14 protein-coding genes and 1 pseudogene are annotated in these 15,480 nt (G+C 64.2%); 6 read left to right on the top strand and 9 right to left on the bottom strand.

The genetic code is table 11. The annotated features are described in order from the left end of the window. Window positions 1-4: 4 nt before the first annotated feature. From pstA to U5K31_03705, 9 genes and pseudogenes are all read right to left on the bottom strand, one after another. Window positions 5-862: a phosphate ABC transporter permease PstA gene (gene pstA, locus U5K31_03745; protein MDZ7771839.1), complete on the bottom strand. Its 858-nt coding sequence runs from the start codon at window positions 860-862 to the stop codon at window positions 5-7. Beyond that, on the bottom strand, window positions 855-1,730 hold the full coding sequence (pstC, locus tag U5K31_03740; GenBank protein ID MDZ7771838.1) for a phosphate ABC transporter permease subunit PstC: 876 nt from the start codon (window positions 1,728-1,730) through the stop codon (window positions 855-857). Before pstC ends, pstA begins: the two co-directional genes overlap by 8 nt. Continuing rightward, a complete protein-coding gene (locus U5K31_03735; GenBank protein ID MDZ7771837.1) occupies window positions 1,727-2,662 on the bottom strand; it encodes a PstS family phosphate ABC transporter substrate-binding protein in 936 nt (311 codons plus the stop codon). The genes pstC and U5K31_03735 overlap by 4 nt, the downstream gene beginning before the upstream one ends. 326 nt (window positions 2,663-2,988) lie before the next feature. Beyond that, window positions 2,989-3,171 carry a histone H1 gene (locus tag U5K31_03730; protein MDZ7771836.1) on the bottom strand — a complete coding sequence of 61 codons (183 nt, stop codon included), beginning with the start codon at window positions 3,169-3,171 and terminating at the stop codon, window positions 2,989-2,991. 198 nt (window positions 3,172-3,369) lie between these two features. Next, window positions 3,370-4,017: a hypothetical protein gene (locus tag U5K31_03725; protein MDZ7771835.1), complete on the bottom strand. Its 648-nt coding sequence runs from the start codon at window positions 4,015-4,017 to the stop codon at window positions 3,370-3,372. After that, window positions 4,014-4,625, bottom strand: a complete 612-nt coding sequence (locus U5K31_03720) for a cytidine deaminase (GenBank protein MDZ7771834.1) — start codon at window positions 4,623-4,625, stop codon at window positions 4,014-4,016. The genes U5K31_03725 and U5K31_03720 overlap by 4 nt, the downstream gene beginning before the upstream one ends. Further along, on the bottom strand, window positions 4,616-4,744 hold the full coding sequence (locus tag U5K31_03715) for a hypothetical protein (GenBank protein MDZ7771833.1): 129 nt from the start codon (window positions 4,742-4,744) through the stop codon (window positions 4,616-4,618). Before U5K31_03715 ends, U5K31_03720 begins: the two co-directional genes overlap by 10 nt. After that, the gene (locus tag U5K31_03710; protein MDZ7771832.1) at window positions 4,741-7,653 is read right to left on the bottom strand and encodes a glycoside hydrolase family 3 N-terminal domain-containing protein; all 2,913 of its coding nucleotides are present in this window, start codon (window positions 7,651-7,653) and stop codon (window positions 4,741-4,743) included. The genes U5K31_03715 and U5K31_03710 overlap by 4 nt, the downstream gene beginning before the upstream one ends. Window positions 7,654-7,787: 134 nt before the next feature. After that, a pseudogene (locus U5K31_03705) lies at window positions 7,788-10,351 on the bottom strand (penicillin acylase family protein). A gap of 140 nt (window positions 10,352-10,491) precedes the next feature. Here U5K31_03705 and U5K31_03700 point away from each other — a divergent pair. From U5K31_03700 to U5K31_03675, 6 genes are read left to right on the top strand one after another with little or no spacing between them, the layout of a single operon-like run. Then, entirely contained in the window at window positions 10,492-11,346 is an 855-nt protein-coding gene (locus tag U5K31_03700) for a 3-hydroxybutyryl-CoA dehydrogenase (GenBank protein ID MDZ7771831.1), read from the top strand. Between the two features lie 33 nt (window positions 11,347-11,379). After that, the gene (locus tag U5K31_03695; GenBank protein ID MDZ7771830.1) at window positions 11,380-12,381 is read left to right on the top strand and encodes a threonine/serine dehydratase; all 1,002 of its coding nucleotides are present in this window, start codon (window positions 11,380-11,382) and stop codon (window positions 12,379-12,381) included. Next, window positions 12,378-12,959 (top strand): threonine aldolase family protein, encoded by a 582-nt coding sequence (locus tag U5K31_03690; GenBank protein ID MDZ7771829.1) that lies wholly within the window; start codon window positions 12,378-12,380, stop codon window positions 12,957-12,959. Before U5K31_03695 ends, U5K31_03690 begins: the two co-directional genes overlap by 4 nt. After that, a complete protein-coding gene (locus U5K31_03685) occupies window positions 12,944-13,405 on the top strand; it encodes a beta-eliminating lyase-related protein (protein MDZ7771828.1) in 462 nt (153 codons plus the stop codon). The genes U5K31_03690 and U5K31_03685 overlap by 16 nt, the downstream gene beginning before the upstream one ends. Window positions 13,406-13,407: 2 nt before the next feature. Then, the gene (locus tag U5K31_03680; GenBank protein MDZ7771827.1) at window positions 13,408-14,610 is read left to right on the top strand and encodes an aspartate aminotransferase family protein; all 1,203 of its coding nucleotides are present in this window, start codon (window positions 13,408-13,410) and stop codon (window positions 14,608-14,610) included. A gap of 15 nt (window positions 14,611-14,625) precedes the next feature. Next, complete coding sequence (locus U5K31_03675; protein ID MDZ7771826.1) at window positions 14,626-15,402, top strand: inositol monophosphatase family protein; 777 nt, start codon at window positions 14,626-14,628, stop codon at window positions 15,400-15,402. Window positions 15,403-15,480 lie beyond the last annotated feature (78 nt).

The following is a 15,480-nucleotide window of genomic DNA, read 5'->3' as shown; positions in this document are numbered from 1 at the left end:
CCAATTACCAGTCCAGTTTCTTTTGCCAGCGGTAGCGCATCCACACGGCAATGCCGTTCATCACAAAGGTGATGCCCAGCAGCACGATGATGGCCGCGGCGGCGTTGATGACAAATTCGTGCTGGGGACGGCTGACCCAGTTGAAGATCTGTATGGGCAGCACCGTGAATTCGTCCAGCGGACCGCGCGGGGCGAAGGGCACGTAGGCCAGGGCGCCCACCACGATGAGGGGGGCTGTCTCCCCGACAGCGCGCGAGATGGCCAGGATCACCCCGGTGAGGATGCCCCCGAAGGAGGCGGGCAGGATCTGTCCCCTTATGGTCTGCCACTTGGAGGCGCCCAAGGCCTGGGAGGCCTCCCGGATGGTCTTCGGCACGGCGCGGATGGCCTCGCGGGTGGAGACGATAATGATGGGGAGAATGAGCAGTGAGAGGGTGAGCGAGCCGGCGAGGATGCTGTTGCCCATGCGCATCAGCCGCACAAAGACTTCCAGGCCCAGCAGGCCGTAGATCACCGAGGGCACTCCGGCCAGGTTGGCGATGTTGATTTCCAAAAATTTATTTAGACGGCTCTTCTTGCCGTACTCCTCCAGGTAGATGCCCGCGCCCACCCCCAGCGGGAAGGAGACCAGGGTGGTGAGCACCAGCACCCACACCGTCCCGATCCAGGCGGTGTAGATGCCCGACTGGCCGGCAAAGCGGGAGGGCAGGCTCGTGATGAATTCCCAGCTCAATCGGTCCACACCCTGGTATAGGATGAAAGCCAGGAAAATGACCAGCACGGCCACACAGCCCACCGTGGCGGTGATACCCACGCCCTGGAATATCTTGTCCTTCAAACGGCTGCGCTGCGTGCTATTCATATTCTTCCTGGTATTTGGATTTGACCCAGTAGCTGAGGTTGTTCAGCAGGAAGGTAAAGACGAAAAGCGTGATGCCGGCGGCAAAGATGGTCTTGTAGGCGAGGGTGCCGTAGGGCACATCGCCCATGCTCACCTGCACGATGTAGGCGGTGATGGTCTGGATGGGGACCGTCGGATCGAGTCCCAGCCTGGGCTGCTGGCCGGCCGCGATGGCTACGATCATGGTCTCCCCGATGGCGCGCGAGACGGCCAGTATGGCCGATACGATGATGCCGGAGGAGGCCGCCGGCACCATCACGCGAAAGGCGGTCTGGAAGCGGGTGGATCCCATGCCGAAGGACGCGTTCCTGAGGGATCTGGGCACCGAGCTGAGGGCGTCCTCGCTCAGCGATGAGATGAAGGGAATGATCATGATACCCATCACGATGCCGGGGGAGAGGGCGTTGAAACCGGAGAGCCCCGGGAAAAAGTTTTTAAGAAAGGGCGTGACGATCATCAGTGCGAAAAATCCGTAAACCACCGTGGGCACCACCGCCAGAATTTCCAACATGGGCTTGAGCAGGGTGCGCATGCGCCGGGTGGCGTACTCATTCAGGTAGACGGCCACGGTGAGTCCCACCGGCAGGGCCACCGCGATGGCGATGGAGGCCGTCAGGAAGGTGCCCGAAAGCAGGGGGAGGATGCCGTAGTTTTTCTGGGTGAACAGCGGCGTCCACTGCGTGTCGGTGAAGAAATCCACCATGGATACTTCGCTGAAGAAGCTCACCGCCTCCACCAGCAGCACGAGCACGATTCCCACCGTGGTAAGAATGGTCAGCAGCGCGCAGGCTGCCAGGACCTTCTCAATAAGTTTCTCTTTCCACCTCATTCTGCATTGACGGAGTCAGCAAAACTGTTGAAGCGGTCCAGCTCCGCCCGGTAGGCCGAGTCGGGCATGGGCACGTAGCCTACCTGCCGGGAGAGTTCGCCCGCATGCTCCAGGTAGAAGCGCACGAAGTCGCGCACCGCTGCTTTTTGGACGGCGTTCTCCGAGACGTAGATGAACAGGGGACGTGAGAGGGGGGTGTAGGTGCCGTTGGAAACCGTCTGCATGCTGGGCTCCACAGGGGCGCCTTCGCCGTCTTTCACCGGCACCAGGCGCAGCCGCTCGCTGTTCTCTTCGTAATAGGCCAGCCCGAAGAATCCCAGGGCGTAGGGGTCGGTGGATACTCCCTGTACGAGCACATTGTCGTCCTCGCTGGCGGTGAAATCGCCGCGGCTGGAGCCGGCCTCGCCTACCACAACCTCGGTGAAGTAGTCGTAGGTGCCGGAGGCGACCCCCGGTCCGTAGAGATGCATCTCCTCGTCCGGCCAGCCGGACCGTACCTGGTTCCATCGTGTAATTGAGCCCTGCGCTTCGGGCTCCCATATGGTGTGGAGCTCCTCCACGGTGAAATAATCTACCCAGTCGTTATCAGGATGTACCAGAACCGCCAGGCCGTCAAAGGCCACGGAGAGGCGCAGGTAGTCGATGCCGTTCTCCTCGGCCGTTGCCACCTCGGAAGGCTGAATGTCACGGGAGGCGTTGTTGATGTCGGTCTCGCCCCGCAGGAATTTCTGGAAGCCCCCGCCGGTACCCGAAACGCCGATGGTCACCCTGGTCTCGGGGGAGGCGGAGCGGTACTCTTCGGCCACGGCTTCGGTGATGGGATATACCGTACTCGAGCCGTCGATCTGTATTTCATTGGACGTACCGCCGGATCCGCAGGCGGTCAGCAGCAGACTGCTCACTGTCGCAAGGAGGAGGAATTGCTTGTTCATACTCTGTAGGATGTGTTATCGAAGTGTGCTGATTTTCTGCTTCAAAGGTATGTGGAAGGCCCGTGTCTTTTGTTAACTGTATGTTAAATTACCGTAAAGGCTGTATTAACCTGTGGGGCGGAATCGTCCATCAGGATACGCTGGGGGGATACCATGCATTCGGGGGAGGGGAGGCAATGTTCCGGGCGGCCGGCCGCAGTGGGCAAGGGATGTCAAAGCCGTGGTGCGAAGCGGCGGACCTGGATTGGAAGGCGGGTGACAGGTATAAAAAAACGGCTGCGCGGGAAACCCCATGCAGCCGCCTGTAAATATCGGTTGCTACCGGACTAGACCTTGCCGGTGTTTTTCCATTCCTGGATTTCCATTCGGATATCTTGTGCCTTCTTCTTCATATCCTGAAGAGTTTTGCGAGCACGCGTGCCGGCTGCCTTGTTGCCCTTGTTATAGAACTTGTTGATATCAGGTTCCAGTTCTTCCAGTAAGCTTTGCATTTCGTCAAATCGGCTCATATTGTGACTCCGTTTGGTTAGCGTTGGCTTGGTGAATCCCTCGATGCCCGACTCACTTCGATAACATCGAATATGCGAATCTAGGTATATGCAGGTGTCCTGTCAAGTTAATCAGGGCATTTTTAACGAATTAGGGGTGATTTCCTGCAATTTATGGCACTTAGGTACCCGCGCAGGAACCTGTCGAGGGCATTCGGACTATAAAAGGGCTTTGGTAGGTCCCAAATCAGGTATTTTCTGGAAGTCGCGGGCTGTTGAAAGGCGCAGGGGACGCCCGTAGTCGCGGAACTCTTTCGGCACCAGGAACTCCAACTGCTCCTGCGAAAGCTCGTTCCAACAGGTATCTTCGCGCGGGAAACGGTCGGTAAATATCTCGTTTTCGTCCGACGGCGTGAAGAGAAAAAGTTCGTCGGGCCGCAGTTCCTCCCGCAGGAAATCGGCCATTCGGGGGAGGTTAACTGTGACGGGGCGGCCGGTGCCGGTATCCATGGCCAGGGAGGAGACGAGCAGTAGCGGTTCCTTCGGCATGGCATCCAGGAAGGAACGGTCCAGCGAGAGCTCTCCGTCGCGGAGGGTGATCAGCGAACGCCGATGTCCGTTGAGGCCGGTGGCCGAAACGCCCTCGTCGGCCAGCAGGGCCACGAGGCGGTGGTTGAGGTCCTTGTGGGCGCGTATCACTGCGTCCTCCCGCATCACACCGGTCTGAATGATGCGCTCGGTGTAGGCGCTCTCCCCGTGCAGGAGTATCGAACCGCTGTAGTCGTGTGCCGCGATGGAGCGGGCCAGGGTGCCCAGGAAGACGCCGTCGTCCATGTGCTCGTAATCGAGTACCGCCAGGTAGTTCATGATGATGAGTTACGCAATGCGGAGGAGTGAAAACCGTAGGGGAGCAGGTCGCACGCAAAGAAGTCCGACCGCGACCGGTCGGCGTGATGCAGGCATAAGGTGGCCCCGGGCATGTGTTCGGCCAGCACCTGCCGGCAGGCGCCGCAGGGCGAGCTGAACTCCCCTTCACCGGTGTGAATGTGAAGACGCCGGAAAGCGTTCGCGCCAGCCGCCACGGCCTTGGCAAGGGCCACCCTTTCGGCACAGAGTCCCCGGCTCCAGTCGCTGCACTCGATGTTGACACCGCTCACCAGTCCCAGATCGGTTTCGAGCACGGCGGACACGGGAAAGCCGGAGTGCGCCGTACGGGCCTGTCCCAGTAAATCCGCCAGCAGGGCGGGGATGTCGTCCCGCTCCTCCAGCAGGGGGAGGTGGGCCTTTCCTGCTTCTCCCGCCTCCTCCAGGGACCGCAGCTCCAGTCCGTACTCTTCCCTCCAGTAACCCGCCTCGGCGCCCTCCGGGCGCTCCAGGTAGAGCCGGCGCGGCTCGGCCCCCTCGCTCAGGCAGTGGAAGAGGGCGGCCTGCGGGGCGGAGATGGTCAGCGGGAAGGAGAGGTTCTCTACCCGCACGCCGGGTAGAGGGTTCCGGAGCCGTCTTCGGCCAGCGCCCAGGCGGGGCGGCCCGAGTAGGGCGCGTAGGACCGCCCGCGAAGTTGGTCGGTCAATTTGTCTGGGGAGCCGGCGCTCATGGATCGATGATGGATGAGACCACCGCGTCGGCCACGGCGGCGCGCACCCGGCTGATGTTCTCCCCGTAGGAGCGGTGGGGCCAGGTGCGATTGGTAAGAATGATAACGGCCAGCTCGCGTTCGGGATCGATCCACATGCTGGTGCCGGTAAAGCCCAGGTGTCCGAAGGTGGACGGGCTGGTCAGCGAGCCGGCTGTGCTGAAACCCTCGCTCTTGCGGTCGAAACCGAGTCCCCGTGTATTGTGCGGCGACTGGTCAGAGGTGAACATGCGGACGGTGGAGGTCTGAAAGTAGCGCTTGCCGGCCCAGGTGCCTCCGTCCAGCAGCATCTGGGCGAAGGCGGCCAGGTCGCTCCCGCTGGAGAAGAGCCCGGCGTGTCCGGCCACGCCCTCCAGAAACCAGGCGCGTTCATCGTGCACCTCGGCGTGTATGGTCTTGTTGCGGAAGACGGTGTCGATTTCAGTGGGAGGGATGCGCCGGGTAAACCAGTTACCTATGGCCGAAGGATTGAAATGGGTATCCCTGAGTCCCATGGGATAGAAGAGCTCACTTCTGACATAGCGGTCCAGGGGCAGGCCGGACACCTGTTCCACGATTTCGGCCAGCAGAATGAAGCCCAGGTCGCTGTACACGTATTGGGTGCCGGGCTCGTAGGTAAGGGGTTCGTTGCGGATGGCCTCCAGAATGGCCCCGCGGCTCTGCAGGGAGTCGACGTAGACCCGAAAGGGCGGGAGGCCTGAATTGTGCAGCAGCAGGTTGCGGACGGTGATGGCGCGCTTGGGACCTTGGGAAAACTCCTCGATGTAGTCACCCACACGGTCGCTCAGGCTGAGCTCGTCTTCGTCTGTCAGCTTCATCACGGCGGCGGTGGTGGCCACCATTTTGGTGAGGGAGGCCAGGTCGAAGACGTCGCCGGACTCCGTGCGGCGGGTCTTCTCGTAGGTGTGGTAGCCGAAGCCCTCCTGGTAGGCGATCACCCCGTCTTTGACCACCGTGACGGTACCGCCCGGGAAGGTGGAGTCGAAAACCGCCTCGCGCATGAGGTTTTCCACCCTCCGCAGGGAGTCCGAGGAGAGTCCCACGCTCTCCGGCCGGCCGTGGCGCAGGGTGGTGCGTGGAAGGGTGAGTCCATGGCCCATTTCGTACATGTCGGGAATGCGTATGGGAAGGCGCCCGTCCACCGCCGAACCGCCGAAGAGGGCCGGGACCACCGCGTCGATCTGGTCGCTGCTGGCCGACCAGGCCATCACCTGCACTTCGCTCTCGGGCAGGTCGTGCACCACGTAGGGATTGCCGAGGGCGATAAGCACGGAAGGCTTCGAGGATGTCACCTTGCGGACGAAGGAGAGCTGCTCGTCGGTGAGCTGAACAGGCTGACCGGACCGCACGTAGATAAAGGAGCCCACCACCACCAGGTCGGCCTCGCGGGCTTCGCGCAGGATCTCGCGTTTCTCCTCCTCCCCGCTTCGCCGGTCAAAGACCCGGAAGGTGACGTTGGGGTGATAGTCGCGGAAGCGGGAGCCCAGGTAGGAGCCGGTGTTGCCCGACTCGTCATCGGCCACCGAGAGCACCAGCACCTCGGGATATTCGGCGGCGCGGATGGGAAGAATACCGCCCTCGTTGCGGACCACCGTGATGGAGCGACGGCTGATCTCTTCGGCCGTCACGCGGTTCTCGATGGTGTCGATGCGGTCGTTCAGGGCGTCCAGGTCCACCGTCGCGTTCTCGAAGAGGCCTTGGCTGCGCTTGAGTTCCAGGAGCTTGCGCACGGAACGCTCGATACGCGCCTCGCTCAGATCGCCGCGCTCCACGGCGCGCCGTACTTCGTTGACGGCGGTGATCATATCGGGACTCAGCAGCATCACGTCGGCCCCGGCCTGCAGGGAGCGGATCACCGCCTCGCCGGGAGAGTAGTTGGAGGAGATGCCGCTCATCTCCAGCCCGTCGGTCACCACCAGTCCACCGAAACCCAGGGAGTCGACCAGGATGCGGTTGAGCACGTGCGGGTCCATGGTGGCGGGCAATTCGGGCTTACCGAGTTCGGGAAAGGCGATGTGGGCGCTCATTACGCTGCCCACGCCGTTTTGGATGGCCGATCGGAAGGGTACCAGCTCCAGGGTGTCAAGCCGGCTGTAATCGTAGGGAATTACCGGCAGGGAGATGTGGGAGTCGGTGTCGGTGTCGCCATGGCCCGGAAAGTGCTTGGCGGTGGCCACCAGGCCCTGCGACTGCACCCCCTCGATAAAACGGTTGCCGAAACGGGCCACCGTCTGCGGGTCGCCCGAAAAGGAGCGCACGTTGATCACCGGGTTGTCGGGATTGTTGTTCACGTCGAGGACCGGCGCAAAAACCTGGTGTACACCCAGGGCCCGGGCTTCGGAGGCCGTTATGCGCCCGGCCGCGTAGGCGTAGCCGGGATTTCCGGTGGCGGCGATGCCCATGGCGGGTACGATGCGCGTGGCGTCGCGCACCCGCATGGCGGCCCCGTATTCCATGTCCTGTGTGATCCAGAGGGGGATGTCGCTGGCCTGCTGCAAGCGGTTGGTGAGCATCGCCTGTCCGTAGACGTTGCCGCTGAAGAAGATGAGCCCGCCCACATGGTAGTCGCGTATGCCGGAGAGCAGCCGCTGGTAGGCGGGGTCGGAGGCGTTGTGAAACTCGCCCTCGGCGGAGATGAAAAAGAGCTGGCCGATCTTCTCTTCCAGGCTCATTTGCTGAAGCAGGCTGTCGATGTCGGTATCGGAGGGGAGGGCGTCGCGTGCGGCGATGGTCTGATCACGTTCGCCGAAAAGGGCGGAGGCGGTCCCTTCCAGGGGCTTGTCGGATCCCGGCAGGAGCACAAGGAGGGCCACGAGGACCGGGAGAACCAGGGAAGAAATACGTGCGGATCCGGTGTCTGGGGCGTTCATCTCTGTTTGCGCGGTAGAGGTTGGGGACCTTGCCTGCAGCGTTTCCTGGCAGGGAATATAGCACAATAGCGCGAGAATTCAGAACATCGGGCGGGTCTCCGGGGGAGGTACGATTGCCCCTTCGGCGACGTCATTCAGCGGTCTGCGGGCAGCAGCCGCATGGTCTTCACTTCGGCTTGTCGGAAAAGGAGGCTGTCGCGGTAAAAGATTCGGTACTCGCCGTTAAGCCAGCTCTCGGTCTGATCGCCGTAGTAGGCGGAAAGAGGATTGCCCGACTGGCCCGTGGGCAGGATGGAGAGGCTGCTGCGGGTGTCCGACAGGTCAACGATGCGTCGTATGGAGGGGCCGAGCACCATTTCAAATGGATCGGTCCACCGGTACTCCCCGTTGTTGAGACTCATGCTGTGCCCATGGGCCGGATAGGGGCCCCGGCTCATCAGGTTGTTGACGATCAGCCGCAGGGCCCCGGGCGCGCTGGAGTCGCGGGCGGCCTCCCCGAAGAGGGGCGGGCGCAGGGTAAGCGTATGCAGCTGCTCCCAGCGCCACTCCACCGGCTCGCTGCCGTAGCGCCCGGTCAGCGTCTGCAGGGTCTGGCGCATGCTGCGTAGAATCATCTCCCGCTCGGTCTCCCGCTCCGTGGTACTCACGTCGTCGAAGAAGGCGCTTCCCCGGCGCACGAAGCGCATGAGGGCACGTTCGGGCTGGCCTGAGAAGCGGATGTAGGACTCGTAGGCGGATTCGCCCATTTCGTCGCCCATTACGTTTCGGCTGAAATTCAGGGCGAAGAGGTCGACGATGGAGGCCGCCGTTTCCGAGGGAAGGTAGGTGTAGTCCCAATTCTCCAGGTAGGAGATGGCCGTGGAAAACTCATTGGGGCCGGCCTCCTCGAGCACCGGCAGGATGTAGTCCACCAATTCGGCCGACCAGGAAGAGTAGGCGTCGTACTGCATGGTGCGGAAGAGGGCGGTGCTGGCAGTGTCGGCGGCCTCCAGGTAGCGTGAAATGCGGTAGTAGCGCGCCTCGGAATCCCAGTAGGAGGAGAGGTAGTGGGGGTAGTCGGGCGCGCCTATGGGATTGTTGGCATTGGCCACCCAGCCGGAGGGGGGATTCTCCTCGCGGGGCAGCTCCTCAAAGGGCACGTAGCCCTGCCAGTCCAGTGCGGGCTCCCAGCCCTCCCGGAAGGCCAGGGGACTGCCCTCGCGGAGGGGCACCGCCCCCAGGGTGTAGCGGCCGATGTTGCCGTCACGGTCGGCGTAGATGATATTCTGGGCAGGCACCCGGAAGGCTCGTGCGGCCTGCAGGAACTCCTCGCGGCCGGTGGCCCAGCCCATGTCCAGCAGGGCCCCGAGCTCGTTGCTGGCCTCTTGTCCGGTCCAGCGCATGGTGATCACGCGCCCGTCCACCAGGGCGCTGTCGGGATGCACGTCGGATACCACGGGTCCGTGCCGGGTGAGCCGCCGTGTGAAGAGGGTGTCGTCGGCGTTTTTTACACGAATAACTTCCCGCTGCACGGTGAACGGCTCCCAAACCGGTTCCCCGTCGGACGAGTCCGCCAGGTAGCGGTCCGTGTCGTTCGGATGCAGCTGCTCCACGAAGAAATCGGTGTCGTCCAGCATCACGTTGGTCAGCGACCAGGCCAGGTGGTCGTTCTGTCCGAGCACCACGGCAGGGGCCCCGGGGAGGGTGGCCCCGGAAAGGGAGCGGCCGTCCAGGTGAAGGCTGGCTTCGTACCAGGTGCCGGGAATGTCGAGTCCCAGGTGCGGGTCGCCCGCCAGCAGGGATAGCCGCTTTCGGTGCGGCTGCCGTCCACCGCCCAGGCGTTGGAGCCCACGCGCTTGCCGGCGTGTCCCAGCAGCCGCCGCAGCCGGTCGCCCGCCTCCAGCATGGGAAGCAGTGCCTTCGAGGCAGCCAGGCCGGCACCTCCACCCGCGCCAGAGAAGACCCCACTAGTGGTATCAGGCAAGGAGTCCTCAGCGCCTGTCCCGGCGGAATCGGGGATCGCCGCGCTGTCGGGAGACACTCCCGCCGGTCCCGCGTGAGGCAGCGCGCGGCCGCCGGCCGGCGGTTCGCGGCCGGGGAAGAGGTCGACGTAGAGGGCGGGGGAGAGTTTCTGGCGAAGCAGGGCGTTGACCACCTCTGACTTCCAGGCCAGGTTCAGCTCCCAGGCCATCAGACGGGCCAGGGCCAGGGAGTGCGTGGGGGTCCAGCGCAGCGGCTCCATGCCCGCCAGCGAAAACTGGATGGGCAGGGATTTGACATTTCGCTCGGCGTAGCGGTTCACGCCCCGGGCATAGGCCTCCAGGACGGCACGCTCGCGATCGCCGAGCTGCTCCTCGGTCCGCTGTGCAATTTTCCAGAAACCTATGGTACGCATCAGGCGGTCCACCGGCACCAGTTCGGGTCCCAGGAACTCCGCGAAACGCCCTTCGGCGGCCAGCTGGGTGAGGGTCATCTGCCAGAGGCGGTCCTGCGCGTGGGCGTAGCCCAGGGCGAACCAGAGGTCCTCCTCGCTGCCAGCATAGATATGCGGCACCCCGTAGGTGTCCCAGTGCACCTGCACCGGCTGCTCCAGGCCTTCCAGGCGCAGGGTGGCCTCGTAGTCGGGGAGGGGACGGTAGAAGGTCCAGTAGACCGCCAGCGCGCCCAGGCCGGCCGCCAGGATGAGCAGAAAAAGCAGCCAGCGTGCAAGTCTCTTCATGGGCGAAGCGTGGATCGTCGGGGTTCAGGCTCGGCGTCTGGAGGAAGGTACGAAAGCGCCGGTATTGATAAAACCTTCAGAATTCTCTACTCTCTGCACGTACATTGCATCCCATTTGAAAGCATAAAGGCACGTCACACATGGATATCAAGAAGGTAGCGGTAATTGGCGGCGGCACCATGGGCAACGGCATCGCCCACGTCTTCGCCATGAACGGCATCCCGGTCAACCTCGTGGAAACCAGCGAGGAGCTGGCCGAGAAGGCGGTCTCCACCATCGACTCCAACCTGGAACGCATGGTCCGGAAGAATAAGATCGAGGCTCCCGAAAAGGTGCAGACCCTCAAGAACATCTCCACCCACACCAACCTCATCGAGGCGGTCAAGGAGGTGGACCTGGTGGTGGAGGCGGTGCCGGAGAACTACGAGCTCAAGAAGAAGATTTTCGGGGAGGTGGACAAGGCGGCGCCGGACCGCGCCATCCTGGCCACCAACACCTCCTCCATCTCCATTACGAAAATCGCCGCCGGCACCTCCCGGCCGGAGCGTTTCATCGGCATGCATTTTTTCAACCCGGTGCCCGTGATGAAGCTGGTGGAGGTGGTACGGGGACTCGAAACGGACGACGCAACCTACGAGGCCGTGGAAGAGACCGCGCGCCTGCTGGACAAGACGCCCGTGCCGGTGAACGACTATCCCGGCTTCGTCTCCAACCGCGTGCTCATGCCCATGATCAACGAGGCCATCTTCTGCGTGCACGAGGGCGTGGCCACCGCCGAACACATCGACTCGGTGATGAAGCTGGGCATGGCCCATCCGATGGGACCCCTACGCCTGGCCGATTTTATCGGGCTGGACGTCTGCCTGGACATCCTGGAGGTGCTTTACGAGGGATTCGAGGATCCCGAGTACCGGCCCTGTCCCCTGCTGGTCAAGATGGTGGACGCCGGTAAGCTGGGCGACAAGACCGGTGAAGGATTTTTCACGCACGACTGATACGCTCTCCCACCCCAACCCAGGCCGAGGACCATGAGCGACCACAACATCGACATACCCAGTCTTGAGGAGATCCGCCAGGCGCGGCAGAAGCTGCGCCACCGGGTGCGGGAGACTCCCGTATGGCACTGGCAGGGCGACACGCCCCGGGAGCTGTTCGGGGAGGAGGCACAGATCTGGCTCAAGCTGGAACTCTTCCAGCACGGCGGCAGCTTCAAGCCGCGCGGAGCCCTGATGAATATGCTTGACCTCGGCGAGGCGCAGCGCGAGCGGGGCGTCACCGCCGTCAGCGCGGGCAACCACGCCATCGCCGTGGCTTTCGCCGCCCGCTCCCTGGGCATGAGCGCCAAGGTGGTCATGCCTGAAACGGCCAATCCCGCCCGCGTCGAACGCTGCAAGCGTTTCGGGGCCGAGGTGGTGCTGGTGGCCGACGTGCACGAGGCCTTCGATACCGTGGAGCGCATCGAAGAGGAGGAGGGGCGCGCTTTCGTGCATCCCTTCGAGGGCAGGCTCACCGCCCTGGGCACCGCCACGGTGGGACTGGAGCTGGCCGAGCAGGCCGGCGAGCTGGATGCGGTCATCGTACCCATCGGGGGAGGGGGACTCTGTGCGGGCATCGCCACTGCCGTCAAACACCTGCAGCCCGGCTGCAAGGTGTACGGAGTGGAGCCCGAGGGAGCCGATTCCATGACCCGCAGCTTCGCTTCCGGCAAGCCCGAATCCATCGACAAGGTGCGCACCATCGCCGACAGCCTCGGCGCCCCGCACGCCGCCCCCTACAGCTTTGCCCTCTGCAAACGGGCGGTGGACCGCATTGTGACCGTCACCGACCGGCAGATGGCCGACGCCATGAAGATCCTGTTCGAGCAGATGAAGCTGGGCCTGGAGCCGGCGGGCGCCTCCGCCACCGCGGCGGCCATGGGTCCCCTGCGCGAGGAACTGCAGGACCGGCGCACGGGTATCATCGTCTGCGGCAGCAACATCGACCTTGCTACCTTCCATCGGAATATCACCGAACACGCCTCCTCCGAATGAACGTCGACCTGCGCAGCGATACCGTTACGCGTCCCACCCGCGAGATGCTCCGGGCCATGGCCGAGGCGGAGACCGGTGACGACGTATTCGGCGAGGATCCCACCGCCAACGCCTTCCAGGAGCGCATGGCCGATCTATTCGGCTTCGGAGCGGGTCTTTTCGTGCCCAGCGGGGTGATGGGCAACCAGATCTGCCTGAAGATGCTCACCTCTCCCGGCGAAGAGGCGGTCACCGACCGCACCGGCCACATGTTCAATTACGAAAACACTTCCGCCGCCCTCCTCTCCTCCGTGCAGCTCCACCCCGTGGAGGGCGAGCGCGGCAAAATCGGCGGCGAGCAGATCCGCGCCGCCATGCGCAGCGGGCGCGACTGGGAGCCGGTCTCCTCCGCCGTGATTATCGAAAATGCCACCAACAAGGGGGGAGGCGCCTGCTACACCCGCTCGGAGCTTATCGAGGTGCGCGAGACGGCCCGCGAGCTGGGCCTGGCCGTGCACCTGGACGGCGCGCGCGTCTGGAACGCTGTCACCGCCACCGAGGTGCCGCCCTCCTTTTCGGGGAGGTGGCCGACACCATGACCGTCAGCTTCAGCAAGGGCCTGGGCGCTCCCGTGGGCTCCATGGTGCTCTGCGCGGCCGACCGCGCGGCGGAGGCCCGCCGCATCCGCAAGATGCTGGGCGGGGGCATGCGGCAGATCGGCCTTCTGGCTGCGGCCGCCGACTACGCCGTGCGCCACCACCTGCCGCTGCTGGAGGATGATCACCGCAGGGCGCGGAAGCTGGCCGAAGCCGCCGCAGGCTGCAGCGGCCTGTCGGTCGATCCCGCCACCGTGGAGACCAACATTGTGATCTTCGATGTGGAGGGGGAGAGCGCCGGGGAGGCCGTGGCCCGCCTGGAGGAACGCGGCGTGAAGATGGTGCCCTTCGGCCCGCAGACCCTGCGCGCCACCTTCCACTTCCAGGTGGACGACGAGGGCCTGGGCCGTGCCTGCGAGGTTCTCGGCGAGTTATTCAACAGACCGTGACCATGGACGCCCGAGAGACCACCGACCGATTTCACCTGGACGTCTACGGCCGCTATCCGGTCACCCTGGAGCGGGGTGAAGGCGCCTGGGTGTGGGATACCGACAGTAACCGCTACCTGGATGCCCTGGCCGGCATCGCTGTCAACAGCCTGGGACACTGCCACCCCGCCGTGGTCGAGGCGGTCCGCCGCCAGGCCGGGCGCCTCATGCACATCTCCAATTTCTACTACAGCCGTCCTCAGGCCGAGCTCTGCCGGCGACTGGCCGGCTTGACCGGCCTGGACCGCGTGTTCCTCTGCAACAGCGGGGGGGAAGCCATGGAGGGCGCCCTCAAGCTGGCCCGGCTGCATGGCCGCAAACACGGCAAGGAGGGGCCCGTTATCACCCTGGAAAATGCCTTCCACGGCCGCACCGTGGCTACCATCTCCATGGGCATGGAGAAGTACGCGGAGGGCTTTGGCCCGCTGCTGCCCGGCTTTCGCCGGGTGCCCCTCAACGATGCTGCGGCGCTGGAGGAGGCCATGGACGGGCAGACACCCGCACTGGTGGTGGAGGTGGTGCAGGGATCCGGGGGGCTGCATACGGCTACAGGCGACTACCTGCGGCTTGCGCGTACGCTCTGCGACCGCCACGGCGCCCTGCTTGTGGTCGACGAGGTGCAGACGGGCGTGGGACGCACCGGGAAAATGTTTGCATGGCAGCACAGCGGCATTCGCCCCGATATCGTTGCCCTGGCCAAGGCCATGGGAGGCGGTTTTCCCGTCGGTGCCTTTGCGGCCACCGAAGAGGCCGCCTCAGCCATGGATCACGGAGCCCACGGAAGTACCTTCGGCGGCAATCCCCTGGCTTGTGCCGCCGCCAACGCCGCCCTGCAGGCCGCCGGGGAGCAGGACCTTGCCGGGGCCGCGGCCGAAAAAGGCCGTTGGCTGCGCGGGCGCATAGACGAAGAGCTCGGCCCTACCGGCCTGGTGCGGGAGGTCCGGGGCATGGGACTCATGCTGGGCGTGGCGCTCTCTTTCCCGGGCCGGGACGTCGTCGAGGGCATGCTCCGCCGCGGCGTGCTCTCCAACTGCACCCAGGGCAACGTCATTCGACTGGTGCCGCCCCTGGTCATCTCGCAGGTACAGCTGGAGATTCTGGCCGACGTCCTGGCGGCCTCCGTCCGCGAGGCGGGCGGTCGACAAACGGAAGAACGCGAATCCTGAACAGCCCCCCCCTTCATGAGCCTGCACATCAATCTGGACGAACTTCACGAGACCGCCGTGGCCGTCGCCCGCAAGGGCGGGGAGCATACCCTCAGCTATTTCGGCAAGTCCATCGACGTGGACCGCAAGGACGACGCCACACCGGTGACCGCGGCCGACCGCGAGGCCGAGCAGATCATGCGTGCGGAGATCGGCGCCCGATTCCCGGACCACGCCATCCTGGGCGAGGAGTACGGGGAGAGCAATCCCGGCGCCCGGGTGCGCTGGATCCTCGACCCGGTGGACGGCACGCAGTCGTTCATTCACGGCATGCCTCTCTACACCACCCTCGTGGCGGTGGAGGTGGAGGGGACGCCTCTCTGCGGAGTGATCTTTGCGCCGGCCACAGGAGAGCTCTGCGAGGCGGCCAGGGGACGGGGATGCCGTATGAACGGCAGCGCCTGCAAGGTACGCCCCTGCGGCTCCCTGGAGGAGGCCACCTTTCTCTCCACCGACGCGGTCAGCGCCGAGGACTACGGTTTCGGAGATCCCTTCCGCGAGATGCTGGATCGCTGCCGGATTCACCGCACCTGGGGTGATGCCTACGGGCATATGATGGTGGCCGCCGGCCGCGCCGATCTAATGTTCGATCCCATTCAGAATCTATGGGACGCCGCCCCCCTGCTGCCGGTGCTTGAGGAGGCGGGAGGCGCCTTTCGGGACGTGCACGGGGAGGCCACGATACGCACGGGCAACGGCATCTCCTGCGGGAAAGAGCTGCTGCCCGGTGTGCTCAAGCTTTTCGGTGGCTGAGCTGACCCAACGCAGTCTCAAGCCCCTTTCCCTATTCACGATGGTGCTGGCACGAGACCGGTAGTGTCGCATTGCAAG

It is taken from the genome of Balneolaceae bacterium (genome assembly GCA_034521445.1).
Classification (GTDB): Bacteria; Bacteroidota; Rhodothermia; order Balneolales; family Balneolaceae; genus JAXHMM01.
Note: the sequence above shows the minus strand (reverse complement) of the source record. Positions and strands in the feature narration are given on the sequence as shown.